Source organism: Mycobacterium shottsii (assembly GCF_010728525.1).
Lineage (GTDB): Bacteria > Actinomycetota > Actinomycetes > Mycobacteriales > Mycobacteriaceae > Mycobacterium > Mycobacterium marinum.
In genome coordinates, this window is record NZ_AP022572.1 from 1,686,731 (window position 1) to 1,713,207 (window position 26,477).

The following is a 26,477-nucleotide window of genomic DNA, read 5'->3' on the forward strand; positions in this document are numbered from 1 at the left end:
CATGACAAAACCGGGCAAGCTCAACAAGGTCAACGAACCGCCGTACAAGATCGCGGGCATCGCCCTGTTCTTGGTCGGCCTGCTCATCTTGTCCTTGGTCTACCTCCAGTTCCGTGGCGACTTCGATCGCAGGGTCAAGCTGACCATGTTCTCCGAGCGCGCGGGCCTGGTGATGGATCCGGGCTCGAAGGTCACCTACAACGGGGTCCAGATCGGGCGAGTGGACACCATCTCGGAGATCACCAGGGACGGCAAGCCGGCAGCAAAATTCGTCTTGAACGTCTATCCGCGATACCTGCCGCTGATACCGGAAAACGTGGACGCGCAGATCAAGGCGACCACGGTGTTCGGTGGCAAGTACGTGTCACTGACAACGCCGGAACATCCGTCGAACAAGAAGCTTTCGGCCCACAGCGTCATCAACGCCTCGGCGGTGACCACCGAAATCAACACCTTGTTCGAGACTCTGACCTCGATCTCCGAAAAGGTGGACCCGGTCAAGCTGAACCTGACGCTGAGCGCCGCCGCGGAAGCCCTCACCGGACTGGGTAACCGGTTCGGCGAGGCGATCGCCAACGGCAACGAGATCCTCGACGACATCAATCCGCAGATGCCTCAGGCACGGCGCGACATCCAACAGTTGGCGGCCCTAGGTGACGTGTACGCCGACGCCGCACTGGATTTGTTCGACTTTCTCAACAACTCCGTGCCGACCGCACGCACCATCAATGCCCAGCAGCACGACTTGGACGCGGCGTTGTTGGCGGCGGTCGGATTCGGCAACACCGGCGCGGACGTCTTCGAGCGGGGTGGACCCTATCTGGCGCGCGGCGCCGCCGACCTGGTGCCAAGCGCCCAGCTGCTGGATACCTACAGCCCGGAGTTGTTCTGCACCCTGCGCAACTACCACGACGTCGAGCCGCAGGCCTACAAGTTCCTGGGCGGCAACGGCTACTCGCTGAACAGCCACACGACGCCGCTCTCCGCGTTGGGAATGATGCTCAACCCCGCCTCACTTGTGCCCCTGCTGATCTCGCAGGTCGGTGGCCTGGCTGCCGGTCTGGTCGGCGGGGCGCCCAACCCCTACATCTATCCAGAGAACCTGCCACGTATCCAGAGAACCTGCCACGGGTGAATGCGCACGGCGGGCCTGGGGGTGCGCCGGGCTGCTGGCAGAGCATCACCCATGACTTCTGGCCCGCGCCGGAGCTGGTCATGGACACCGGCAACAGTCTTGCGCCCTACAACCACTTGGAGACCGGTTCGCCCTTCGCACTGGAATATGTCTGGGGCCGTCAAGTAGGGGATTACACGATCAACCCATGAAAATCACCGGTACCGCAATCAGACTCGGCATCTTCTCGTTGGTGCTGATGCTCTTCAGCGTGATGATCATCATCGTGTTCGGTCAGATCCGCTTTGACCGCACGTATGCGTACTCGGCCGAGTTCAGCAATGCCAGTGGTCTGCGGCCGGGCCAGTTTGTTCGCGCCTCCGGGGTCGAGATCGGCAAGGTGAAGTCGGTATCGCTGATCGACGGCGGCAAACGGGTGCGGGTGAATTTCGACGTCGACCGATCGGTGCCGCTGTACCAGTCGACGAGCGCGCAGATCCGCTACCTCGACCTGATCGGCAATCGCTGCCTCGAGCTCAAACGCGGCGAGGGCGACGGCTCGGATCGAATCATGCCGCCGGGTGGCTTCATCCCGTTGTCGCGGACCTCGCCGGCGCTGGACCTTGACGCCCTGATCGGTGGTTTCAAGCCGGTGTTCCGGGCGCTGGACCCCGACAAGGTCAACACCATCGCCTCGGCCCTGGTCACCGTATTTCAGGGGCAAGGCGGCACCATCAACGACATTCTCGACCAAACCGCTCAGCTGACTTCGCAGCTTGCCGAGCGCGACCAGGCGATCGGTGAGGTGATCAAGAACCTCAACACCGTCCTGGACGCGACCGTGCGGCATCGCAAGGACTTCGATAAGACGGTCAACAACCTCGAGGTGCTGATCACCGGGCTCAACGAGCACCGCGACGATCTTTCCGGTGGCATCGCGCATGTCAGCAACGCGGCCGGAACCGTGGCCGACCTATTGGGTGAGGACCGTGCGCTGCTGCACAAGACGGTCAACTACCTGGACGCCGTTCAGCAGCCGCTGATCGACCAGCGCCAAGAGCTCGCAGACTTCCTGCACAAGTTGCCGACGGCATTGAACATGATTGGGCGCGCGATCGGGTCCTATGGAGACTTCGTGAACTTCTACTCCTGCGACATCAGCCTCAAGATCAACGGGCTGCAGCCTGGTGGGCCCGTCCGAACGGTTCGACTTTTCTCGCAACCGACGGGTAGGTGCGCACCGCAATGAGGACACTAGAACCCCCCAACCGGCTTCGCATCGGGCTCATGGGCATCGTCGTGATGCTCGTGGTCGTCGGCGTGGGTCAGAGCTTCACCAGCGTGCCGATGATTTTCGCCAGGCCGAGCTACTACGGGCAGTTCACCGACTCCGGCGGAATCAACAACGGCGACAAGGTGCGCATCGCCGGGCTGGACGTCGGCAAGGTCGAGGGCCTGCGGATCGACGGTGACCACATCGTCATGAAGTTCTCGATCGGCACCAACACCATCGGCACCGATAGCCGGCTGTCGATCCGTACCGACACGATTCTGGGTAAGAAGGTCCTCGAGATCGAGGCGCGCGGCAACCAGCCGCTGCGGCCGGGTGGCACGCTGCCGCTGGGCCAGAGCACCACGCCGTACCAGATCTACGACGCATTCTTCGACGTCACCCGGGCCGCCACCGGCTGGGACATCGACACGGTCAAGAAGTCGCTGCACGTGTTGTCGGAGACGATCGATCAGACCTATCCGCACCTGAGTTCCGCGCTCGACGGTGTCGCCAAGTTCTCCGACACGCTGGGTAAGCGCGACGACGAGCTCAAGCACCTGCTCGCCCAGGCCAACCAAGTGGCCAGCGTCCTCGGGGACCGCAGCGCCCAGGTCGACCGGCTGCTGGTGAACGCGAAGACCCTGCTGGTCGCCTTCAACGAACGTGGCCGCGCGATCGACGCGCTGCTGGGGAACATCGCATCGTTTTCAGCGCAGGTCCAGGGGCTGATCAACGACAACCCCAATCTCAATCACGTGCTTGAACAACTGCGCACGGTCAGCGACGTCCTGATCGAACGCAAAGAAGATCTCGCCAAGGGCCTTGAGATGGTCGGCGCATTCCTGCCATCGCTGAACGAGTCCATCGCGTCGGGCCCGTTCTTCAAGGTCGTCATTCACAACCTGGTCCCGGGCCAGATCCTGCAGCCGTTCATCGATGCGGCGTTCAAGAAGCGTGGCCTGTCCCCAGAGGACTTCTGGCGCAGTGCTGGGCTGCCGGAGTACAGGTTCCCCGACCCCAACGGCACTCGGTTCCCCAACGGCGCTCCGCCCCCGGGACCTCGGGTGCTCGAAGGTACCCCGGACCACCCGCTTCCCGCGGTGCCACCCGGATCACCCTGCTCGTACACGCCGGCCGCCGACGCGCTGCCCCGGCCGGACAACCCGCTGCCCTGCGCGGGTGTGCTGGAAGGTCCGTTCGGTGGGTTCGGCTTCCCGGCTCCGTTGGACGGTGTCGAGTCGTCACCGCCGAATCCGAACGGCCTGCCGCCGACGCCGGGTATTCCGATCGCCGGGCGGCCGGGCGAACCCGCGCCGGATGCTCCCGTTACCCCGGTGCCGTTGCCGCCGGATGCGCCGCCAGGTGCCCGCACCGAGCCGGTCGGACCGGCCGGGCCGACGCCACCCCCGTCAACGTTCGCTCCCGGGCTGCCGCCGGGTCCGCCCGCACCGCCTGGGCCCGGGCCGCAGCTGCCCGACCCGTACATCCCCCCAGGTGGCACGGTAGGTAGTGGTGCGACGGGAGGTAGCCAGAATTGAGCACCATCTTTGACATCCGCAACATCCGGCTACCCAAGGTTTCCCGGGCGACCGTCATCATCGGGTCCCTGGTGTTGGTGCTCGGCCTGGTTGCCGCGTTCGTCGGCTTGAAGCTGTATCAGAAGCTGACCAACAACACCGTGGTCGCCTACTTCCCGAGTGCGAATGCCCTCTACCCGGGGGACAAGGTCCAGATCATGGGCCTGCAGGTAGGCAAGATCGACAACATCGAGCCGGCCGGCGACAAGATGAAGGTCACCTTCCACTACCAGAACAAGTACAAGGTGCCGGCCAACGCCTCCGCGGTGATCCTCAACCCGACCCTGGTCGCATCGCGCACCATCCAGTTGGAGCCGCCCTACAAGGGTGGCCCGGTGCTGGCCGACAACGCGGTGATCCCGCTGGAACGCACCCAGGTGCCCGTTGAGTGGGATGAGCTGCGCAACAGCATCACCAACATCATCGACAAGCTGGGCCCCACCAAGGATCAGCCGACCGGGCCGTTTGGCGAGGTTCTCGAATCCTTCGCGAACGGCTTGGAGGGCAAGGGCAAGCAGATCAACACCACGCTGGACAGCCTGTCGCGGGCATTGACCGCGCTGAACGAAGGCCGTGGCGACTTCTTCGCGGTGGTACGCAGCCTGGCGCTGTTCGTCAACGCGCTGCACCAGGACGACAAACAGTTCGTGGCGCTGAACCAGAACCTCGCCGACGTCACCGGCCGGCTGGTGGGCTACGACCGCGACCTGTCCAATGCGCTGCAGCAGTTCGACAGCCTGCTGTCGACGGTGCGGCCGTTCCTGGACAAGAACCGCGAAGTGCTGACCTACGACGTCAACAACCTGGCCGAAGCGACCAACACGCTCCTGCAGCCTGACCCGTTGAACGGTCTGGAGACGGCGTTGCACGTGCTTCCCACGGCCGCGTCGAACGTGAACCAGATCTACCACCCGGCGCACGGTTCGGTTGTCGCCGTACCGGAAATCACGTCCTTCGCGAACCCGATGCAGTTCGTCTGCAGCTCGATTCAGGCCGGCAGCCGGCTCGGCTACCAGGAGTCCGCCGAGCTGTGTGCGCAGTATCTGGCGCCCGTGCTGGATGCGATCAAGTTCAACTACTTCCCGTTCGGGTTGAACGCGTTCAACACCGCCGAGGTGCTGCCCAAGCAGGTCGCCTACTCCGAGCCCCGGCTGCAGCCGCCGAACGGATACAAGGACACGACCGTTCCGGGCATCTGGGTGCCGGACACTCCGCTGTCGCACCGCAACACCCAACCCGGCTGGATCGTCGCTCCGGGAATGCAGGGCCAGCAGGTCGGGCCGATCACGGCGAGCCTGATGACTCCCGAGTCGCTTTCTGAGCTGATGGGTGGCCCCGACATCGAGCCCGTCCAGTCGACCCTGCAGACACCGCCCGGACCGACCAACGCCGACGACGAGTACCCGGTGCTGCCGCCGATCGGCTTGAAGGCTCCGGTACCAATACAGCCACCGCCGCCGGGTCCGGAAGTGATCCCAGGTCCCGTCGCCCCGACACCGGCGCCCGGACCGGCACCGGCACCAGTTGGAGCACCTTTGCCCGCTGAGGCAGGGGCAGGACAGTGAGGCGCGGCGTGAGCGTGATGGGTGCGATCGGTAAGTCGAAGCAATCGGCCGCCAGACGCGGTGTCGGCGCGATGCGCGCGGTATCGCGCCGGGCCTGGCAGGGCCTGGCACTGCTGATGGTGGCGCTGGTCCTGAGCTCCTGTGGCTGGCGTGGCATCTCCAATGTCGCGATCCCGGGTGCGCCGGGGACCGGCAAGGGGTCTTACACCGTTTATGTGCAGGTGCCCGACACCCTGGCGATCAACGGCAACAGCAAGGTGATGGTTGCCGACGTGCCCGTCGGGTCGATTCGCAACATCCAGCTCAAGAACTGGGTGGCGACCCTGACGTTGGGCATCGACCAGGGCGTCAAGCTGCCCAAGAACGCGCTCGCCAAGATCGGCCAGACCAGTTTGCTGGGTTCCCAGCACGTTGAGTTGGCCGCACCGCCCAACCCGTCGTCGCAGCTACTCAAGAACGGCGACACCATCCCGCTGAAGAATTCCTCGGCGTACCCCAATACCGAGCAAACGCTGGCCAGCATCTCGCTGATCCTGCGCGGCGGCGGCATCCCCAACCTGGAAGTGCTGCAAAACGAGGTCTATGACATCTTCCACGGGCGCGGTGATCAGATCCGGGGCTTCCTCACCAGGCTTGACACGTTCACGCGGCAGCTCAACGAGCAACGCGATGACATCACTCACGCCATCGACTCCACCAACCGACTGATGGCCTACGTGGGCGGCCGGGCCGACGTGGTGGATCGCGCGCTGACCGATCTGCCGCCGCTGATCAAGCATTTCGCTGACACCCGCGATCTGCTGATCAACGCCGTGAACTCGGTGGGACAGCTCAGCGACGTCACCGGCCGCTACCTGTCGGAGGCGCGGGGCAACCTGCACACCGATCTGCAGTCGTTGCAGTGTCCGCTCAAGGAACTCGGTCGCGGCTCGCAGTACCTGATCGGGGCCCTGAAGCTGATCCTCACCCAGCCGTTCGACATCGACGCCGTGCCGAAGATCTTCCGCGGTGACTATCAGAACGTCTCGGCCACCCTGGACGTCACGTTCAGCGCCATGGACAACGCGGTGCTCACCGGTACCGGCTTCTCCGGCGCGCTGCGCGCCCTGGAGCAGTCGTTCGGCCGTGACCCGGAGACGATGATTCCCGACGTCCGTTACACCCCGAACCCGAACGACGCACCCGGCGGTCCGCTGGTGGAAAGGGGTGACAGGCAGTGCTGACTCCATTCATCAAGCGCCAGCTGATCATGTTCGGGACGCTGACCGTCCTATCGCTGCTGGTCCTGGGCGTCTACTACTTGCAGATCCCGGCGTTGCTGGGGGTGGGGCGCTACCCGCTCAAGGCCGAGCTGCCGGCCTCGGGTGGTTTGTATCCCACGGCCAACGTCACCTATCGCGGCATCACGATCGGCAAGGTGACCGGCGTCGAACCCACGGCAACCGGTGTCGAAGCCACGATGAGCATCGACAGCCGCTACAAGATCCCGGTCGACGCCTCCGCCAACGTGCATTCGGTGTCGGCGGTCGGTGAGCAGTACCTGGACCTGGTGTCCAGCGGCGCCCCCGCGAAGTTCCTCTCGCCCGGGCAGACCATCACCAAGGGAACGGTACCCAGCGAAATCGGTCCGGCGCTGGACACCGCCAACCGCGGGCTCGAGGTGCTGCCGGCAGACAAGATCCCGGTGCTGCTCGATGAGACCGCGCAAGCGGTCGGCGGCTTGGGGCCCGCCCTGCAGCGGCTGGTCGACGCCACGCAGGCGATCGTCGGGGACTTCCACACCCAGATCAACGACGTCAACGACATCATCCAGAACTCGGGCCCGATCCTGGACAGTCAGGTCAACTCGGGCGATGCGATCTCGCGCTGGGCGCACAACCTCAACGTCCTGGCCACCCAGACGGCCGAGCGGGACCAGAACGTGAAGAGCATCCTTTCTCAAGCCGCGCCCACCGCCGACCAGCTCAACTCGGTCTTCAGCGACGTGCGCGACTCGCTGCCGCAGACGCTGGCGAACCTGGAAGTGGTGTTTGACCTGCTCAAGCGCTACCACAAGGGCCTAGAGCAGGTGCTGGTATTCCTGCCGCAGGGTGCCTCGATCACCCAGACGGTGGCCGCGCCATTCCCGAACATGGCCGCCCTGGACATGGCGCTGGCGATCAACCAGCCACCACCCTGTCTGACCGGCTTCATCCCGGCCGAGCAGTGGCGTTCCTTCGCCGACACCAGCCTGCAGCCGCTGCCTAAGGGCACCTACTGCAAGATTCCGATGGACACGCCGGCCAACAGTGTGCGCGGCTCCCGCAACATCCCGTGTGTGGACGTCCCCGGCAAGCGGGCAGCGACCCCGCGTGAGTGCCGTGACCCCAAGCCGTACGTTCCGGCGGGTACCAACCCGTGGTACGGCGACCCCAACCAGCTGCTGACCTGCCCGGCGCCCGGCGCGCGCTGCGACCAGCCGGTTAAGCCCGGCCTGGTGGCGCAGGCGCCATCGGTGAACAACGGGATGAACCCGGCACCGGCGGACAAGCTGCCTCCGGGCGGAACGCCACCTCCGATCAGCGATCCGCTGCAGCGACCGGGATCGGGTACGGTGCAGTGCAACGGCCAGCAGCCCAACCCGTGTGTCTACACTCCGGGCCCCCCGACGGCTGTCTACAGTCCCCAGAGCGGTGAACTGGTAGGGCCCGACGGAGTCAAATACTCCGTCGAAAACTCGACCAAAACAGGAGACGACGGATGGAAGGAGATGCTGGCGCCAGCCGGCTGAACCCCACCGACGCGGATGATTCGTTGCGTACCGAGGCGACAGCTGAGGATTCGTCGGAATCTGAGGCCGAAGCCGTACAGATCAGTCACGACGTGACGACCGAGGATTCAGCGGAATCCGAGGCTGCACCGGATTCGACTGACCAACCGGAACCCGAGGCCGCGGCCGAACCCGAGGCCGCGGCCGAATCGGACGACGCTGCCCAAGAGCAAGCCGATGACACCGAGCAGTCCGGCGATGGCCAGGCTGTCGAGCCCGGTGTCGAGCGCAGACCTTCGCGGCTGGGGCGGGGCTGGCTGGTGGGCATCAGCGCGGTCCTGCTGTTGGCCGCCGGTGGCATCGGCGCCGGCGGCTACCTGGCGCTGCGTTCGCACCAGGAGAGCCAGGTGATTGCGCGCAACGATGCGGCGGCCCTGGAGGCGGCGAAGGATTGTGTCGCGGCTACCCAGGCCCCCGACACCAGCGCCATGGCCGCCAGTGAGCAGAAGATCATCGATTGCGGCACCGATCAGTACCGCTCTCAGGCCGTGCTCTACAGCAGCATGCTGGTGCAGGCCTACCAGGCCGCCAACGTGCACGTGCAACTGACCGACATGCGTGCAGCCGTTGAGCGCAACAACCCGGACGGCTCGGTGGACGTGCTGGTCGCGCTGCGCGTCAAGATGTCCAACGATCAGGACCAGAATCAGGAGACCGGCTACCGGCTGCGGGTGCGGATGACGCCCACCGAAGGGCAGTACAAGATCTCCAAGCTTGATCAGGTGGCGAAGTGACGGTGGTGGTCGACAAGATCGAGACCACGGACGTCGTCGCAGAGTTACCCCAGAAGGTTCTCGCCCCCTGGCATCTGCGGCTGGGAGCCTTCGCCGTCGACGTGCTGTCCGGTGCCGCCGTGCTGGCCACGTTGGGGCTGGTCGCCGAGACTGTGCCGCCGGACAGCGTCTGGTGGTGGGTGTGCGTCTCCCTTCTGGCGCTGGTCGTTTTGGTCATGGCGGCCAACCGGCTGCTGCTGCCGCCGATCCTCGGCTGGAGCTTGGGACGGGCCCTGTGCGGAATCACGGTGGTGCGCCGCGACAGCCACGACGGCGATGATGCCCTTGGACCGTGGCTGCTGCTGGTCAGAGACCTGGCTCACCTGCTGGATACCCTTCCGCTGTTGATCGGGTGGCTGTGGCCGCTGTGGGACTCTCGGCGGCGCACGTTCGCCGACCTGCTGCTACGCACCGAGGTTCGCTACCGCGATCCCGAGCAGCGCCCGGCCCACGTCAGGCAGTGGACGGTGGCGGCGTTGCTCACCGCCGCGGCGCTGTGCGTCGGCGGCTCCGCGCTGAGCTACGGCCTGGTCTACGCCAGGGACCAGGCGACCGATCAAACCCGCGCGGAGATCGCGACGCAGGGGCCGAAGATCGTCGCACAGATGCTGACCTACGACCCGAGCACGCTGCAAGAGGACTTCGCCCGCGCCCGGTCGCTGACCACCGACAAGTACCGCGAGCAGTTGGCCGTTCAGCAGGAGACCGTGGCCAAGGGACACCCCGTCCTCAACGAGTATTGGGTGACCGACAGCTCGATACAGGCGGCGACGCCCGATCACGCCACCATGTTGATGTTCATGCAGGGCCGTCGAGGCAGCCCACCCGAGATCCGCTACATCAGCGCAACCGTGCGGGTGAGCTTCGCCAAAGACGGGGCCAACCAGTGGCGGGTGGACGATCTCACCGTCCTGACCAAGCCCAAACCCCCTGGGAATGGGAAATGAGTCCGCGGCGCAAGTTTGTTCCCGGCGAGGCCTCGTTACTGGTCGCGTCCTATCCGGAGGTGCCGAAACGACAGTGGGGGCTGCCACTGGCGGCCACCGCCGCCGCCGTGCTGATGGCGGCGGCGATCACCGTGTGCAGTCTGATGTTCGCCTCGCACGTCTCGCGCTACCACGCCGCCAGGAAAGACCATGAGGTGGTCAACTCGGTGAAGTCGTTCATGAGCGAGTTCACCTCCGTCGATCCGTATCACGCCAACGAGTACATCGAGGGCATACTGGCGCACGCGACCGGCGATTTCGCCAAGCAGTACCGCGAAAAGGCGAACGAGATCCTGATACAGATCGCCCGTGCCGAGCCGGCCACCGGCACCGTGCTGGATGCCGGCGTGGAGCGGTGGAATGACGATGGCAGCGCCAACGTGCTGGTGGCTACCGAGGTGACCTCCAAGTCACCGGATGGCAAACAGGTCTTTGAGAACACGAATCGCTGGGCTGCCACGGCAAAGTGGGAAGGGAATCAGTGGAAGATCAGCAACCTGCTGCAGGTGATCTGACCGACGCCGTCTCCGACGGCGAGACCGAGGCTGCTGCCGCGGCATCCGACGACGAAGCTCAACCGGACGAGGCCGTCCAGACGCCGGCCGCCGAGGCCGAGCCCGCCGAGGGGGCCGCTGACGACGAGGCCACGACCGATTCCGTGGAAGACACGGGCGAAGCCAGCGCCGACTCCACCGACCCGGATACGGATGCGGAAGCGGATGGCGCGAAGGGCAAGGCCGCGGCCCGCCGGGCCCGCCCCAAGAGACTGACCGGCCGTCGGCTAGCGGCGGTGGGCGCGGCGATCACTGCGCTGCTCTTTGTGGGTTCCGCGGCATTCGCGGGTGCCGCCGTGCGGCCCTACCTGGCCGATCGGGCGGTGGTGGCGATCAAGCTCAACGTGGCCCGCACCGCCGCGAACGCGATCACCACGTTGTGGACCTATAACCCCGAGAACATGGATGGCCTGCCCGATCGCGCCGCGACCTATCTCAGTGGCGACTTCGGAGCCCAGTACCGCAAGTTCGTCGACACCATCGTGGCGCCCAACAAGCAGGCCAAGATCACCAACAACACCGAGGTCACCGGGGTAGCGGTGGAATCGCTGGATGGCCCGAACGCCATCGCGATTGTCTACACCAACACCACGACGACCAGCCCGCTCACCAAGAACATCCCGTCGATGAAGTACCTGTCCTATCGGCTGATCATGAAGCGGGACCGGTCCCGCTGGTTCGTGACCCGGATGACGACCATCACCTCACTGGACCTGACACCGCGGGTCTAGGGCGTGTCTGCTTAATGTGAATGGTGTTTTGGCTGATGCTGTTTGGGTGATGCGGACGCATGCGATTTCTGATGATTTGTGGTCGCTGATCGTGGCGGTGTTGCCTGCGGGGCGGCGGCGTGGCCGGCCGTGGAACGATCATCGACGTACTCTGGAGGGCATTATCTGGCGTTACCGTACGGGATCTCCGTGGTGTGACCTGCCCGAGCACTTCGGTCCCTGGCAATCGGTGGCCGAGAGGCATCTACGCTGGTCGGTCGATGGCATCTACGCGCGGATCTTCGCGGCGATCGCCTCTGACCTCGACGCCGAGGACGCCGACCTGGGCGCACTGTTGTCGGTCGATTCGACCAGTGTGCGCGCCCACCGACACGCAGCCGGAGCGCGCTCCGGGCGCCGCACAGGGGGATCTGTCGAATTACAAGAAATATCTCGATGAGCCCGATGACCACGCCATTGGGCGTTCCCGCGGCGGGCTGACTACCAAGATCCACGCCTTGACCGACCAGCTGTGCAGTCCGGTCACCCTGGCACTGTCGGCCGGTCAAGCCGGTGATAATCCGATGCTTTGGCCATTGCTGGCCGCCCGGTGCAGCAACTCATACGCCCCGTATCGCCTGCTGGCGGACAAGGCGTACTCCTATGACTCGACGCGGGCACAGCTGCGCCGGCTCAAGATCGCCCATACCATCCCCGAGCGCAGCGACCAGATCACCCGCCGCAAAGCCAAAGGCCGCAACGGAGGACGGCCTCCGGGGTTCTCAGGCCGAATCTACAAGCACCGTAACACCGTCGAGCGAAGCTTCAACCGGCTCAAACACTGGCGCGCGGTCGCCACCTGCTACGACAAATACGCCCTGACCTACCTCGGCGGTGTCACCCTGGCCGCCATCATCACCTACCACCGCGTCCGCAATTAGCAGACAGGACCTAGTCCACCCGCGGCTGACCGACGGCCGACGGTGAACGTGAACGTGACGGCCAGGTGCTGGCGCGGCGGGCTAGTTGAACGCGAGCCAGCTGGGCAGCGCCCGCTCGTGTGAATCGCACAGGACCTGGCGGGTGTCACACGAGCCTTTCGGTGCTCCCGCCCCGGCCCACATGCCCCCGGTGTCGCGGCGCAACACGATCGCGGATGACCCACCGCCGTCGAGCAGGATGGCAGTGTCGCTGCCCAGGCCTCGGAACAGGTCCTGGATGTTGTCCGGGGTGTAGCTGCCGCCCTCAAAGATGTACATCTCGTCTTTCGGCTTGGAGTAGGCAAGGGCCGTCCGCGCCGCACTGGGGCCGCCGTCGTGCAGCTGTCCGATATCGCCGGGGGACAGCAGGCCGATGCCCGCGACCGCGACGAATTTCGCATTCTTGTTGAGCAGATCCTGGATCACCGGGGTGGCGAGGTCGTAGTCCTGCCTACCCTTGGGGCGCAACACATATGGTGCGCCGCCGACCGGAATGATCATGGTCGTCAGGGACGTCCAAACCTCATTTCCGCCGGACAGTCCCTGCTTGCCCGCGTAGGCGACGGTGCCGGTCACGGCCTGGTTGGCGCGTCCCATCCCGTGGGTGTTGTCCACGAAGGCGCCCAGCGGCGAACTGCAACCCGTGGTCCGCCACGAACCGCCCTTTTGCCCCCGCACGTCGAAGAAATTGGCGTTGATGGCAATGGTCGGCTGTCCCATCCGCTGCAACGCCTGAAGTGGCGGGTAGATCTCCGACGCCTGCCATAGCCCTTCGCTGGTGCGGGCTCCCGGGTTGCGCTCGCAGCGGGCCTGGTCGCCGGTGTGCGTGTCAACCAACAGATGCGGCTGCAACCGCTGCGACGCATTCTTGATGATCATCAGATGCCCGCCATTGTTCATCTCATACCAATGGCCGGCTCCGTTGAGCAGCGGCATGGGATGGCCACCGCCGAAGTTGTAGACCAGATAGGAGCCCCGGGTGGTGGCAATGGCGTGCTCGAGCATCTCGCGTCCGTCAGCGGCGCGGGCCAGCGGCCGTCCTGTGGTGGTGGCCAACGTCGCGCACACCGCCAGGACGGCAAAGCAGGCCGTGAGTCGGCGCAGGCTGGCAAATGCCGTCAGCACGAGGTAGCCCTTTCGGCCCAGTTCGAGGAGCAACCCCCCTAGCATCAGACACATCCGCCCCACTGTCAACAAAAGTCACAGCGGGGTGACGGCACGGCCGCACCCTAATTACGTTTCCTCGCTTAAGCTTTCAGTTGAATCACGGTCGCGGGCGCGCTCCTTGGCCTGATGCTGCGCTTGGTGCTCCGCCGCAATCGCCATCTCCACCGCGCCGGGAATCCGGTGGAAGCCCTTGCGGTCATAGAGGTGGGTGGTGAGGCCACCTAGCAACAGGCCGATGACCAGGCCGATCGCCGTCATCAACAGCGCGTGCGACAACCCGGATTCCGGTTGACCGTTGAGATACAACAGCGATCGCACGCCCAGAAATACCTGGTGCATCGGCTCGAATTTGGCCAGCCAGCGGAAGAACGGCGGCACCGCCTCCAGTGGGACCGTGGCGCCGGCCGACGGCAGGCCGAGGATGACAAAGACCAGCATGCTGGCCAGCAGGCCCATGGAGCCCAGCACCGCGATCAGGGAACTGGACGTCACGCCCACCGCGGTGATCGCGAACACGCCGTACAGCCATAACTTCCAGCCCGCCGGAATGGGCATGCCGAGCCCATGGGCGATGGCCATATAGACCGCCGAGGTGAGCAATGCGAGCACCGTCATCAATCCCCACTTGAGCAACAGGGTGCGGAATCGCGAGATGTTGACCTGCTCGGCGAAGCGGTAGACGGGGCCGAACTCGGCCGGCACGTATCCCAGTAGTGAGTCCACCAAGGTGCTCACCACGATGCTGCCGGTGAAGCCGGCCAGCAGCAGCAACAGTGCGTAATAGAAGGCCGACAAGCCGTTGCCGGTCCCGTTGGGCAGCGGGTTGTACACGGTGGTCTTGACGTCGATGGGGCTGGCCAGCCCGAGCGCCGATGCGCCGGACAGTGGCGCGCCGCCGGTCTGCGCCGCCACCTCGGCCGTAACACGTTCGCCGACTTTGCTATTGGCGGCCGCCATCGCCTGCGTCAGGGTCTGGCCGGCGATGCTGGCGCCCAGGGTGCCGGCACGCGGATTGGTGGAGATGGTGATCACGGGCCGGTCGGTGGAACCGGGCTGGACCGCGCTTACCGCGAAGTCGCGCAGCTGGGAGGAGAAGGTCGGCGGTATTACCGCCGAGCCGTAGACCTGGGCCCGGTCCAGCAGCCGCTGGGCCTGTTCGTGGTCGACCACCCGGACATCGAATTTGTTCTTGTCCAATCCGGCGACGATGCCGTCGACAATCTGCTTGCCGGCGGGCCCGGCGTCCTCGTTGACCAAGGCGATGGGGAACTGGCGCAGATTGGTGGTCGGGTTCAGGATTCCGCCCAGGTACAGCGCCGCCAGCGCGGACATCAGGGCCAGGGTGATGACGACCGGCGCCGTCCAGAACCGCACGGTCCGAAGCGACTTGATACTTCGCTTGGGGTTCGGCGCCGCATGGCGCGGCTGCGATTGAGACATGTGGGCTCCTGTCTGTCGTGCCCACTCTATGTGGCCTTGCTGGATATCCTCAGCTGCCCAGGATCGAGCGCATCTCCCAGATCAATACCTCCGCGGGCGCATGCGCGCTCAGGCGCGGCGCCTCGACGCCGGTGAAGCGGACCGCATCTCCGGTGCTCACATCACCGAATGAATCCAGTCCGAGCCGTCCCCGGGCAACGAATAAGTGCAGGTAGGCGGCTGACGGCAGGTCAATGGTGTCGCCCGGGCGCAACCGCGCACAATGCAGCGCGGCATGGCGGTTGTGCAGGGTGATCGCGGCGTCCTGGCCGGGGATACCCGAGGCGACGGTGACCAGGCCGCCGTCGAACAGCCGGTGATCGACTTCACGCTGTTGGTAGCTCGGTGTGATGCCCGTCTCGTCGGGCGCGACCCACATCTGCACGAAGTGCACCGGCTGTGACTGCGAATCGTTGGTCTCCGAATGCAGGATTCCGCTGCCCGCCGACATGCGTTGGGCCAGGCCGGGATCGATCACGCCGTGATTGCCCGTGGAGTCCCGGTGTGTCAGTTCGCCTTCGAGTACCCAGGTCACGATTTCCATGTCCCGATGCGGGTGCGTGTCGAAGCCGCTTCGGGGTTGCACCACGTCATCGTTGCTGACCAGCAGCAAGCCGTGGTGGGTGTTGTCGGGGTCGTAGTGGTCGTCGAACGAGAACGAATGTTTGGACGTCAGCCAGGATGTGGTGGTGACGGCCCGGTCGGCCGCGCGCCGAGTCTGCACGGTGGCGGGCATGGTCTCCACAGTAATCCGGTGCAGGGGCCCCGCGCGTGCGCCCCGCATCGTGCGTCGAATCAATTTGTTGCCGTGGATGATTCAGATTCACTTCAGTCGAACCGCCCTTCCTTCCGGTGAACGCGTGCTGCCGCAGCGCCGCGGGAATGGCATCAATATCGTTTGCTACCCGACGGTTTGGCCGGCGATGCGCCCGACGCTAGCGGCGCGTTGGGCGCTGCGATCCGGAGCCGGGGAAGGTGGCGGTCGCGAGTTGGAGGATCTCGTCACGGTCGGTCGACAAGATGAATCCGCTTTCGATTGCCCGGTCCAGCGCGGCGCTGAAGTTGTCGAGATACTGTTGCGCTCCGCCCGGATAGAGCCGGTCCAAGGTGGCGGCGTCGAATGGTTCGCCGGAGCCGAAGATGGCGGCCATGATGCTGTCCTGGGCGCCGTGGCCGGATGTCCGTGCGATCGGCACATCCACCCACGGGGTTCGGATGCCGTCGGTGGCCAGGCCGTTGCGATCCAGCACGGGCCGGGGCAGATCGCTGTCGTGCATCGCGATGCGAGCCGCGTGGGGCGCCGGCTCGCCGGTGCGGACCCAGGAGCTCAGCGCGCTCACCGCCGCCTGAACCACGTAGTGGTGCTGCGGCGCAAAGTTGATGTAGTAGTCAAGTTGGCGCCCCATCAGGGTGTCGGTCGGCGCGTAGGCGGCCACGATCGCGTCCAGCGGCGCGTCGCCGGTGTCGATCGGTGCGACCTGGATCGTGTAGTTGTCGGCATGAGCGGCCCCGGGAATCTCCCAGACCCGCAGCCACTGATTGTCGGGCTGACGCGCGTAGACGTAACCCTGGCGCACACCCCCGAACAGGTCGGTTTCGGTGATGATCGTGATCAGTGGGACCCGAAGATCCGGACGGAAGGTGACCGCTTGTGGTGTTTCGGATTCCTCGAATACGGAGCCACCGTCCAGCGGTGCGGCGGACGCGAATCGCGAATGCACGAGGAATCCGTCGTAGATCTCGGCCAGCGGGTCGACGGCATTGATGTAGGTCGTCAAGAACATCGCCGATTGGGACTCGCCCATGGCCACCAGGTGTTGTAGGCGCAGACCGCGCAGCAGGTCACGACGATCGGCATCCCGGAGCAGTCCGCCGGCCTGGGAGAAGATGTCGTAGCAGAAGGCGTCGCCGGGGTGGTGCAGGGATCGGTAGCGCGGTGGGTCTTGGTTCTTGAGTGACAGGTCCGCGCCAAGCAGGCTGGGGCCACCTTCGACGCCGACCCGTTGGGCCGAGATCGCACCGTAGGCGTATCCGGCGCGAACAATTTCGCGATGCGCCATCATCCATACCGCTGGAGCGTCGATGCCGCCGCTGACGTTGAGCCATTCCAGCAGCACCGTGCCGTTGAACCTGGCCGGATCCGCCGGAGTCAGCACCACCATCCGGGTCGTGTAATCGGCGGTCTCCGCCGGTATTACGTCCCAACGGCCATCGGCGCCGAGCTCGGCCGCGGGGACATAGGAATGCGCGGTTCCGGAAACGAAGAACTCCTCGGCGACGTAGCCCAGCCCGCCCAAATCGAAGGCGCCCAACAGCAGCGCCGGCTTGCCGGGCACGGGCGCGACGCGCAACGAACCGGCCATCGTCAAATCGAAGCCGGCAGGCCGAATTTCGGGAACAGTGAGCCGTGCAGGAAGGCCGTCACATGTGACACTCGGCCGTCAACCATATCCAGCACATGCAACTGAAAAGGCACATGGGTCTCACCCGCCCGCATGTACATGGCCGCGGCGGGCTGGCCGTTGGCGACCAACGGAATGAGTCGCATATCGCCGGGACATTCGGCCGGGCACTGCTGGTGAATGAGCGTGATGATTTCGCGCGCGCCCTGATACCAGCCGGCGTAGGGGGGCATCTCCCAGATCGCCTCGGCGGTGAATATCTCCACCAGCCGGTCGATGTCGTAGGCCTCGAATGCGGCGATGTAGCGAGTCAGCAGGTCTTGGGCTTCCGGCGAATCGGGTGCGACCAGTCCGTCATCGGCACTGGGCTGAGCGGTCTCGAGCTGTGCCCGGGCCCGTTGCAGCAGGCTGTTCACGGCGACGGTGGTCGTGCCGATCGCTTCGGCCACCTCGGCGGCCTTCCATTGCAGCACGTCTCGCAACAGCAGCACCGCTCGTTGCCGGGGAGACAGATGCTGCAACGCGGCGACGAAGGCCAACCGGACCGATTCCCGGGAGCCGACGATCACCGATGGATCCGCCGGATCGGCCATCAAATCGGGCAACGGCTCGAGCCAGGGCACCTCGGCGCGCTCGACCAGCGGTGCCGTCGGATCCGAACCCGAGGCCGCCAGCCCCGTCGGCAAGGGCCTGCTTTGCCGACCCTCCAACGCGCTCAGGCAGGTGTTGGTGGCGATCCGATGCAGCCAGGTCCGCAGCGAGGACTTTCCCTCGAAGCGGTGGTAAGACTTCCACGCCCGCAGCAGCGTCTCCTGCACCAGATCCTCGGCGTCATGTACTGACCCGGTCATCCGGTAGCAGTGCGCCAGCAACTCACGCCGGTAGGGCTCGGCGTGGACAGCGAATTCGTCGCCGGCCGGCCGCTCGCGTTCGGCGGTGGGGGCGGTGAAGTTCGCTATGGAGTTCTGCGTGGAGTTCCCGGCGAGCGCACTCACGTCAATGAGCCTACGCAGAGTCGCTGACATTCCTAGTCCTCGAGCAACTACGCTGCCGGTAATGAATACGACCCGCACTGAACGGACCTTCGACTGTGTCGGCGGCGTGCACATCGTCTACGACGTCTGGACGCCGGATACCGCGCCGAAGGCGGTCGTCGTGCTGGCGCACGGGCTGGGTGAGCATGCCCGCCGTTACGATCACGTCGCCCAACGGTTGGGAGCGGCTGGGCTGGTCACCTATGCCCTTGACCACCGTGGCCACGGCCGCTCCGGCGGCAAGCGGGTGCTGGTTCGAGACATCTCCGAGTACACCGCCGACTTCGACACCCTCGTGGGCATCGCCACCCGGGACAACCCGGGCCTGAAGTGCATCATGCTCGGACACAGCATGGGCGGCGGGATCGTGTTCGCCTACGGCGTCGAGCGCCCGGACAACTACGATCTGATGGTGCTCTCGGCGCCGGCGGTGGCGGCCCAGGATCTGGTGTCACCGGTGATCGCGGCGGCCGCCAAAGTTCTTGGCGTGGTGGTGCCCGGGCTGCCGGTACAGGAACTTGACTTCACCGCCATATCCCGCGATCCGGAGGTGGTGGCGGCCTACCAGAACGATCCGCAGGTCTACCACGGTCGAGTCCCGGCCGGAATCGGTCGGGCGCTGCTGCAGGTGGGGGAGACCATGCCCCGGCGGGCTCCAGCCTTGACGGCGCCGCTGCTGGTGATACACGGCACCGATGACCGTTTGATTCCTATCGAGGGCAGTCGTCGCCTGGTTGAACATGTCGGATCCGGCGACGTCGAACTCAAGGAGTATCCCGGGCTCTACCACGAGGCCTTCAACGAGCCGGAGCGTGATCAGGTGCTCGACGATGTGGTCTCCTGGATCACTACGCGGCTGTAAACCGCATGGACCCGGAAATGTCGGAGCACGTCCGTAGTTTGGCGCCATGACCGACGACAAGATGCTGGCCCGTATCGCGGCCCTGCTGCGTCAGGCCGAAGGCACCGACAACACCCACGAAGCCGATGCTTTCATGAGCGCTGCCCAACGGCTGGCCACCGCGGCCTCCATCGACCTGGCCGTGGCCCGCTCTCATTCGGCCCACCGATCCGCCGCTTCGGCGCCGACCCAGCGCACCATCACCATCGGGACGGCGGGCACCCGCGGTCTGCGGACCTATGCCCAGTTGTTCGTGCTCATCGGCGCGGCAAATGACGTGCGTTGTGACATCGCAACGAATTCGACGTTCCTCTACGCCTATGGGTTCACCGAGGACATCGATGCGACCCACGCGCTGTACGCCAGCCTGGTAGTCCAGATGGTGCGGGCGTCGGATAGCTATCTGGCCACGGGCGCGCACCGGCCCACCCCGACGATCACCGCCCGGCTCAACTTTCAATTGGCGTTCGGGGCGCGGGTCGGTCAGCGCCTGGCCGAGGCGCGCGAGCAGGCGAAGACCGAAGTTGCCATGGACCGAAGCCGGGCGCCGGGCACCGAGATCGCGCTGCGGGACAAGGAACTTGAATTGCGCGACCATTACCGCAGTGCGTCGCAGGCGCGTGGTACCTGGCGGGCCACCAGGGCCTCTGCCGGGTATTCATCGGCGGCGCGGCGCGCGGGCGACCGGGCCGGGCGCCAGGCGCGGCTCGGGCAAAGCCCCGAACTGCCCGGGGCGAGGACCGCCCTGGATCGGTGACAGCGGCGGAGTCGTCCAACAGGGACTTCCAGCGTGCCAAGGTGTACGCGGCCGAGGAGTTCGTCCGGACCCTGTTCGATCGTGCCGCCGAACACGGCACACCCAGCGTGGAGTTCTTCGGAACGCAGTTGACACTGCCGCCGGAAGGCCGGTTTGCGTCGGTGTCGTCGGTGCAGAGTTATGTCGATTCCGTGCTGGGGCTGCCCGCGGTGCGGCAACGCTGGCCCGCCGTGTCACCGCTGCGGGTGCGGGCGCGCCAGGCGGCCACCGCGGCGCACTACGAAAACCGCGGTGGCGTGGGAACCATTGCTGTTCCCGGCGCTGGTCCCGGCCGTGGCGCCGGCGATTGGGCGATGCGCGAGCTGGTGGTGCTGCATGAAGTGGCGCATCATCTCTGTCAGGTGCCGCCGCCGCACGGCCCGGAGTTCGTGGCGACGATGTGCACCCTGGCCGAGTTGGTGATGGGGCCCGAACTCGGTCACGTGCTGCGGGTTGTGTACGCGAAAGAGGGTGTGCGGTGAGTTCGTCGGGCCACGATGCCCCCGCTGACGTCCGTGCCCGCCAAGTTGAGTTCGAAATGACCGACGAGGAGCGCTTCTCGCTGTTGCTGGGCGTGATGGGGGCCGGCGACCTGTGGCCGCTGCGTGATGAACGCATACCCGCGGACGTGCCGATGTCTGCCGGGTACGTGCCGGGGATTGCGCGGCTCGGGGTGCCGGCGTTGCTGATGAGCGATGCCGGCCTGGGCGTCACCAATCCCGGGTATCGCCCCGGTGACACTGCCACCGCATTGCCGGCCGGACTTGCGCTGGCGGCCAGTTCAACCCTGCGCTCGCCCGTAGCGCGGGTGAAGTGATCGGTCGCGAGGCCCGCAGCCGCGGGTTCAACGTCCAATTGGCGGGAGCGATGAACCTGGCTCGTGACCCGCGCAACGGGCGCAACTTCGAATATCTGTCCGAGGACCCGTTTTTGACGGCGGCCATGGTCGCAGAGTCGATCATCGGCATCCAGCAACAGGGTGTCATCTCAACGGTCAAGCACTATTCGTTGAACTGCAATGAGACCAACCGGCACTGGTTGGATGCCGTCATCGATCCCGATGCCCACCGCGAATCGGACTTGCTGGCCTTTGAGATTGCCATCGAACGCGCCCAGCCCGGCGCGGTGATGGCGGCGTGCAACAAAGTCAACGGTGTATATGCCGCCGCCAACGGGGAGTTGATCAATGAGGTGCTCAAAGGGGCCTGGGGATATCGCGGTTGGGTGATGTCGGACTGGGGCGGCACGCCGGGATGGGAGTGCGCGCTGGGTGGCCTGGATCAGGAGTGCGGCGCCCAGATCGATGCGATCCTTTGGCAATCAGAGGCATTCGGCGATCCGCTGCGGGCCGCGTACGACGAGGGGCGGCTTCCCAAAGCTCGCCTCTCGGAGATGGTCCGACGCATCCTGCGGTCGATGTTCGCGGTCGGTGTCGATCGCTGGGAGCCGGCACCGGCGCCCGACATGGATGCCCACGACGAGGTCGCCGCTGAGATCGCACGCCAGGGAATTGTGCTGCTGCAGAACAGGGGAGTGCTACCGCTGACGCCGGCGCCGGGCACCCGCATCGCCGTCATCGGCGGCTACGCGCAGCTTGGAGTGGTGGCCGGCTACGGCTCCAGCGCTGTGGTTCCCCCCGGCGGCTACGCCGAGGTGATTCCGATCGGCGGGGCAGGACTGACGGCGGGCGTGCGCAACCTCTATCTGCTTGGGTCAAGCCCGCTCGATGAGTTGCGTACCCAGTTTGGCAACGCTGAGCTCGAATTCGATCCGGGGATCAACCCAGCGGAGGCGGTGGCGGTGGCCCGGCGGGCCGACGTCGCGGTGGTATTCGCAATCCGGGCCGAGGGCGAAGGCTTCGACAGCGCCGACTTGACGCTGCCGTGGGGGCAGGACGCGGTGATCAGTGCGGTGGCGGCGGCAAACCCGAACACGGTGGTCGTGCTCGAGACCGGCAACCCGGCGGCCATGCCGTGGCAAGACTCGGTGAACGCGATCGTGCAGGCCCGGTATCCGGGCCAGGCGGGTGCCCGGGTCATCGCGGAAGTCCTGGCCGGCCGGGTGAATCCGTGCGGGCGGCTGCCGATCACGTTTCCGGTCGGCCTCGGCCAGACACCGCGCCCGGATCTCCCCGGCTACGGGGCGCCGGTGGGAGCACCGATGCGCATCCACTACCGCGAGGGCGCCGACATCGGCTACCGCTGGTTCGCTACCACCGGAGAGGTTCCGAACTTCGCGTTCGGGCATGGGCTGACCTACACCAGTTTCGACTATCGGGACCTGGTGGTCAGCGGCGGCGACACGGTGACGGTCACGTTCGGGGTTGCCAACACCGGCGATCGAAGCGGGGCGGATGTCCCGCAGGTGTACCTGACCGCGGTCACCGGCGAGCCGCGGCTGCGGCTATTGGGGTTTGAGCGAGTTGAACTCGAGCCGGGCCAGTCGTGTGCCGTGGAGATCGTTGCCGATCCACGACTGCTGGCCTGCTACGACGGGGCCGCCGGGTGCTGGCGCATCGAGGCGGGCAGCTAAGCGGTCGCGGTGGGTGCCTCGGCGGTTGCGCTGAGCGCGGTGGCCGAGGTGGAGCTGGCCGGCCGGACATTCGGACGCTGATCGCCGGAATCGACGACTTCCCGGGATCCGGCCGGCCCCTCATGCCTACTGGACGGGAACCAGGGCGTCACCGCAGGTGCAGCGGTAGGGTTCGCCGGAGCCCGAGCAGTGGCACGGTACCTCGATCCGAACGCGACAGCCGCAGCCTTCGTGGCCGCAGGTCAACATGGTCCCGGCCTCGTGAGTTGCCATCGGTATCTCCCTCATCCAAGTCATGGGACTGAAGTCCCTCCGGTTTACCTCCGCAAGATTTTATACCCTATAGGGGTATCCGGTAAAGCATAGTGGGCGATTTTGGGGTAGCCGATCGGGTCGTCGGGCTCAGCTGGTGTGGCCGCCGAGGCCGTCCGCGCCGGTCTTGCCCGGTCCGCCGTTGGCTCCGCCGGGCGGGGTGCCGGTACCGCCGGTGCCGCCGGTGCCACCACCGCCGCCGATGCCGCCCACAGCGCCGTCGCCGTTGCCGCCGGCCCCGCCTGCGCCGCCGTCGCCGCCGTCGCCGCCGTTTGCTTTGCCGCCGGTGCCGCCGCCCCCGCCCTTGCCGCCGTCGCCCCCGTCGCCGCCAGTCTGGCCGGCCGTGGTTGCGGTGCCGCCTGTCCCGCCGTCGCCGCCGGTTCCGCCCTTACCGCCGGTTCCGCCGTTTCCGGTGCCGTTCGCGATTCCCCCGGTGCCGCTGAACCCGCCGGCGCCGCCGGTGCCGCCGGCCAGGCCGGGAGCGCCGTTGGCGCCGGCTCCGCCCTGGCCGCCCTGGCCACCCGGGCCGGCGTTTCCGGCGTAGTAGCTGTTGCCGCCGGTGCCACCGAACCCGCCTTCGCCCCCGTTACCGGCACTTCCGATGCGGCCGGCGGTCCCCGCGCCGGTGCCGGGCAATCCACCCTCGCCGCCGGCGCCGCCGGTTCCGCCGACGCCGCCGGGCATGCCCTCGTAGGTGCCGTTGGTGATGCCGCCGTAACCGCCCTTGCCGGCGTATCCGCCTTGGCCACCGTTGCCGCCGCTGCCATTAGCGGCACCGGCACCGGCCGAACCGCCAGTGCCACCGGTACCGCCCTTGCCGCCATCTCCGCCGGCAAACCCCGCTGTGGTGGCCCCGCTGCCGCCGATGCCGCCGATGCCGCCGGCGCCACCATTGCCGGCGGCACTACCGCCGGGCCCGGGGCACCGCCTGTCCCGCCGGTGCCTCCGGTGCCGCCGGCGTATCCCGCCGTTCCGAAGCCGGTGTCGCCGTACCCGCCGGAGCCGCCGGTGCCGCCATCGCCACCGTTGCCGCCGATACCGCCGGGGCCCGGGTTGCCACCGGTGCCGCCGGTTCCACCGATCCCGCCCATGGCGCCCGCCGCATCAAAGCCGGTGCCCCCGTAGCCGCCGCCTCCGCCGATGCCACCGGTGCCGCCGTCGCCGCCGACGGCCGCCGTCCCGCCGGTCCCCGGGTCACCGCCGGTGCCGCCGGTCCCCCCGCTGCCCCCGGCATAGCCGTTTTCGTTGTAGTCGCCCGGGCCGCCGTAGCCGCCGCCCCCGCCGGTGCCGCCGGTGCCGCCGTTGCCGCTGGTGCCGCCGGTGCCACTATTGCCACCGGTGCCGCCGGCGCCGCCAGTGCCGCCGGGTTGCTCGAACGAGCCGGCGCCGCCGTAGCCGCCCTGTCCACCATCGCCGCCAGTGCCGCCGGGTTGCTCGAACGAGCCGGCGCCGCCGTAGCCGCCCTGTCCACCATCGCCGCCATCGCCGCCCCGGCCCCAGGCCACCTGGGTGCCGTCGCCGGACGTGCCGCCGGTAGCGGAGTTGCCGCCGGTGCCGCCATCGCCGCCAACCCGCCGGTCCCCCGGATGCTGTTGCCCCCGTAGCCGCCGCCCCCGCCGCCACCGCCGTCGCCGCCCCGTTCCGCCGCCCGCTGCCGCCGCCCGCCGTCCGCCATCCCATACCACCCCCGTAGCAGCCGCCGTATTACCGCCGCCGGTGCCGGTGCCGCCCCCTCCGCCCTCGCCTCCGGTGCCTCCGGTGCCGCCCGCGCCGTTGGTGCCCCCGGGAAGACTGTTGCCGCCGTTTCCGCCGTCGCCGCCGTAGCACCCGCTGCCGCCGATGTCTCCGGTATCGCTCTTGCCCGCTGCGCCGTTGCCTCCGGTGCCGCCCGCCCCTCCCGTGACTCCGGTGCCTCCGGTGCCGCCCGCGCCTCCGCTACCGGCGACGCCGCTGACCCCTCCGGTACCGCCATTGCCGCCGCTGCCCCCGTTGCCCGCGCCGCCGCCGGTGTCGGCGGTGCCGCTGCCTCCGTCGCCACCGGCGCCTCCGAGGCCGCCGTTGCCGCCGCTGCCGTTCGTCCCACCGGTGCCGCTGTTGCCGCAGGAGCCACGCTGGCCACCAGCGGCGCCGCCGCTGCCGTTGTCGCCGGTTCCGGCCACCGCGTTGGCCCCGGCCCCACCCGTGCCGCCGTTTCCGCCCCCGCCGCCATTGCCGTAGCTACCGGCCGATCCGCCGAACCCGCCGACCCCGGCGGCTCCGCCCGCGCCCGCGGCGCCGCCGTCACCTCTGGTGCCGCCGGCGGCCGCGTTGATCCCGGCGGCACCGGCCGCCCCGGTACCGCCGGTGCTGCCCATCCCGCCGCCGCCACCGTGGCCGCCGGTGCCATTGAGACCCAACAGACCGGCGTCGCCGCCCGCCCCGGCGGCTCCGCCGGCACCGCCACGGCCGCCATCGCCGCCGACGTCGTTGCTGAGCTGGCCGGCCTGTCCATTACCTCCCGCACCTCCGGTGCCGCCGTCGCCACCGACACCCGCGTGCCCGAACCACCCGGCGGCTCCGCCGGCCCCGCCGTGGCCACCGCCGCGGCCGTTCCCGCTCTGTTGATTGGGCAGCCCCGCGCCGCCGCTACCGCCGAGTCCGCCGGCCCCGCCGGCGCCGCCGTAGCCAAGCAATCCGGCCCGCCCGCCGGCCCCGCCGGCACCGCCGTCCCCGCCGGCCAGACCGACCCCACCGGTGCTGCCGTTGCCACCGGCGCCACCGGCCCCGCCGTTGCCGAAGAACCCGCCGTTGCCGAAGAACCCGCCGTTGCCCCCGATTCCACCGGCCCCGCCGGCGCCACCGTGCCCGCCCGCACCGCCATTGCCGAAAAATGCCGCGGACCCGCCGGCGCCGCCGATCCCGCCGGCACCGCCTTGGCCGCCGATGCCGCCATTGCCGATGAGGCCGGCGGATCCGCCGGCGCCGCCGGCCGTTGCAGCGTTGGTGCTGGTTCCGCCGTTGCCGCCGTTGCCGTACAAGATGCCGCCGTCTCCGCCCGGCGTCCCGACCCCGTTGACCGTGGTGCCGTTGGCGCCGTTGCCGATCAGCGGCCGGCCCAGCAGTGCCTGAGTGGGCGTATTGATCACCCCGAGCAGGGCGTCGGCAGCATTGGTCGCCTCGGCAGAGGCATATGAATTCGCGCTAGCCAGAACGGTTTTCGTGAACCGGTCAGGAATGGCGGCCAGCTCGGCGGCCAGCAGCTGATAGGTCTTGGCGTGCTGGGAAAACAGTGCCGCGATCGCTGTCGACACCTCATCGGCCGCGGCGCTGGCCACGTTGATGGTCGGGCTGGCCGCGGCGGCGTTTCCCCGGGTCAGTAGCGCCCCGATGCGCTCTATGTCGGCCGCGGCCGACGCCATGGCTTCCGGGGAGATCAGTACAAACGTCATCGCGCACCTCGCTGTACCTCACGAATCCATCGCCCAGCAGGTGCTGGGCGATGGATTCCACGATGGTATCGCCAAGGTGTGGCGC

Annotated in this window: 19 protein-coding genes and 3 pseudogenes; 15 read left to right on the forward strand and 7 right to left on the reverse strand. The window is 67.2% G+C overall.

Annotation, left to right across the window (positions count from 1 at the left end; genetic code table 11):
• The first annotated feature begins 1 nt into the window (after position 1).
• The 11 genes and pseudogenes from G6N41_RS07995 to G6N41_RS08045 all read left to right on the forward strand — a co-directional run bounded on the left by G6N41_RS07995 (position 2) and on the right by G6N41_RS08045 (position 12,302).
• A pseudogene (locus tag G6N41_RS07995) lies at positions 2-1,326 on the forward strand (MCE family protein).
• A complete protein-coding gene (locus tag G6N41_RS08000) occupies positions 1,323-2,363 on the forward strand; it encodes a virulence factor Mce family protein (protein WP_198967062.1) in 1,041 nt (346 codons plus the stop codon). The pseudogene G6N41_RS07995 and the gene G6N41_RS08000 overlap by 4 nt, the downstream one beginning before the upstream one ends.
• The gene (locus tag G6N41_RS08005) at positions 2,360-3,925 is read left to right on the forward strand and encodes a virulence factor Mce family protein (RefSeq protein WP_198967063.1); all 1,566 of its coding nucleotides are present in this window, start codon (positions 2,360-2,362) and stop codon (positions 3,923-3,925) included. Before G6N41_RS08000 ends, G6N41_RS08005 begins: the two co-directional genes overlap by 4 nt.
• A complete protein-coding gene (locus G6N41_RS08010) occupies positions 3,922-5,529 on the forward strand; it encodes a virulence factor Mce family protein (protein WP_198967064.1) in 1,608 nt (535 codons plus the stop codon). Before G6N41_RS08005 ends, G6N41_RS08010 begins: the two co-directional genes overlap by 4 nt.
• A 71-nt stretch (positions 5,530-5,600) precedes the next feature.
• Complete coding sequence (locus G6N41_RS08015) at positions 5,601-6,752, forward strand: virulence factor Mce family protein (protein ID WP_036451768.1); 1,152 nt, start codon at positions 5,601-5,603, stop codon at positions 6,750-6,752.
• Positions 6,746-8,299 (forward strand): MCE family protein, encoded by a 1,554-nt coding sequence (locus G6N41_RS08020; protein ID WP_198967065.1) that lies wholly within the window; start codon positions 6,746-6,748, stop codon positions 8,297-8,299. The genes G6N41_RS08015 and G6N41_RS08020 overlap by 7 nt, the downstream gene beginning before the upstream one ends.
• Positions 8,269-9,072, forward strand: coding sequence for a hypothetical protein (locus G6N41_RS08025; RefSeq protein WP_020731472.1), 804 nt, complete (start codon positions 8,269-8,271; stop codon positions 9,070-9,072). The genes G6N41_RS08020 and G6N41_RS08025 overlap by 31 nt, the downstream gene beginning before the upstream one ends.
• On the forward strand, positions 9,069-10,058 hold the full coding sequence (locus G6N41_RS08030; protein ID WP_198967066.1) for an RDD family protein: 990 nt from the start codon (positions 9,069-9,071) through the stop codon (positions 10,056-10,058). The genes G6N41_RS08025 and G6N41_RS08030 overlap by 4 nt, the downstream gene beginning before the upstream one ends.
• Positions 10,055-10,612: a hypothetical protein gene (locus G6N41_RS08035; protein WP_020731474.1), complete on the forward strand. Its 558-nt coding sequence runs from the start codon at positions 10,055-10,057 to the stop codon at positions 10,610-10,612. The genes G6N41_RS08030 and G6N41_RS08035 overlap by 4 nt, the downstream gene beginning before the upstream one ends.
• Complete coding sequence (locus tag G6N41_RS08040) at positions 10,579-11,382, forward strand: mammalian cell entry protein (protein WP_198967067.1); 804 nt, start codon at positions 10,579-10,581, stop codon at positions 11,380-11,382. The genes G6N41_RS08035 and G6N41_RS08040 overlap by 34 nt, the downstream gene beginning before the upstream one ends.
• A gap of 46 nt (positions 11,383-11,428) precedes the next feature.
• Positions 11,429-12,302, forward strand: a pseudogene (locus tag G6N41_RS08045) (IS5 family transposase).
• A gap of 81 nt (positions 12,303-12,383) precedes the next feature.
• On the opposite strand, the gene G6N41_RS08050 reads toward G6N41_RS08045, so the two are convergent.
• From G6N41_RS08050 to G6N41_RS08070, 5 genes are all read right to left on the reverse strand, one after another.
• Positions 12,384-13,511, reverse strand: coding sequence for a phosphodiester glycosidase family protein (locus G6N41_RS08050; RefSeq protein ID WP_198967775.1), 1,128 nt, complete (start codon positions 13,509-13,511; stop codon positions 12,384-12,386).
• Between the two features lie 63 nt (positions 13,512-13,574).
• Positions 13,575-14,948 (reverse strand): YhgE/Pip domain-containing protein, encoded by a 1,374-nt coding sequence (locus G6N41_RS08055; protein ID WP_020731476.1) that lies wholly within the window; start codon positions 14,946-14,948, stop codon positions 13,575-13,577.
• 49 nt (positions 14,949-14,997) lie between these two features.
• Positions 14,998-15,723, reverse strand: coding sequence for a pirin family protein (locus G6N41_RS08060; protein WP_198967068.1), 726 nt, complete (start codon positions 15,721-15,723; stop codon positions 14,998-15,000).
• 199 nt (positions 15,724-15,922) lie between these two features.
• A complete protein-coding gene (locus G6N41_RS08065) occupies positions 15,923-17,350 on the reverse strand; it encodes an alpha/beta hydrolase domain-containing protein (protein WP_198967069.1) in 1,428 nt (475 codons plus the stop codon).
• 2 nt (positions 17,351-17,352) lie between these two features.
• Positions 17,353-18,498, reverse strand: coding sequence for a sigma-70 family RNA polymerase sigma factor (locus G6N41_RS08070; RefSeq protein WP_198967070.1), 1,146 nt, complete (start codon positions 18,496-18,498; stop codon positions 17,353-17,355).
• On the opposite strand from G6N41_RS08070, the gene G6N41_RS08075 reads away from it, so the two are divergent.
• The 4 genes and pseudogenes from G6N41_RS08075 (at position 18,446) to G6N41_RS08090 (ending at position 22,733) form a co-directional block, all read left to right on the forward strand.
• The gene (locus G6N41_RS08075; RefSeq protein WP_198967071.1) at positions 18,446-19,285 is read left to right on the forward strand and encodes an alpha/beta hydrolase; all 840 of its coding nucleotides are present in this window, start codon (positions 18,446-18,448) and stop codon (positions 19,283-19,285) included. The two genes, G6N41_RS08070 and G6N41_RS08075, sit on opposite strands and share 53 nt — an antisense overlap.
• Before the next feature lie 46 nt (positions 19,286-19,331).
• On the forward strand, positions 19,332-20,081 hold the full coding sequence (locus G6N41_RS08080) for a DUF2786 domain-containing protein (protein ID WP_020731481.1): 750 nt from the start codon (positions 19,332-19,334) through the stop codon (positions 20,079-20,081).
• Positions 20,078-20,602 carry a TIGR04338 family metallohydrolase gene (locus tag G6N41_RS08085; RefSeq protein WP_117425951.1) on the forward strand — a complete coding sequence of 175 codons (525 nt, stop codon included), beginning with the start codon at positions 20,078-20,080 and terminating at the stop codon, positions 20,600-20,602. Before G6N41_RS08080 ends, G6N41_RS08085 begins: the two co-directional genes overlap by 4 nt.
• 56 nt (positions 20,603-20,658) lie before the next feature.
• Positions 20,659-22,733: pseudogene (locus G6N41_RS08090) on the forward strand (beta-glucosidase).
• A 45-nt stretch (positions 22,734-22,778) separates the two neighbouring features.
• On the opposite strand, the gene mymT reads toward G6N41_RS08090, so the two are convergent.
• The gene (gene mymT / locus G6N41_RS08095) at positions 22,779-22,940 is read right to left on the reverse strand and encodes a copper-binding metallothionein MymT (RefSeq protein WP_231389811.1); all 162 of its coding nucleotides are present in this window, start codon (positions 22,938-22,940) and stop codon (positions 22,779-22,781) included.
• Positions 22,941-22,969: 29 nt separating this feature from the next.
• Complete coding sequence (locus G6N41_RS29745) at positions 22,970-26,392, reverse strand: PE family protein (RefSeq protein WP_198967072.1); 3,423 nt, start codon at positions 26,390-26,392, stop codon at positions 22,970-22,972.
• Positions 26,393-26,477 lie beyond the last annotated feature (85 nt).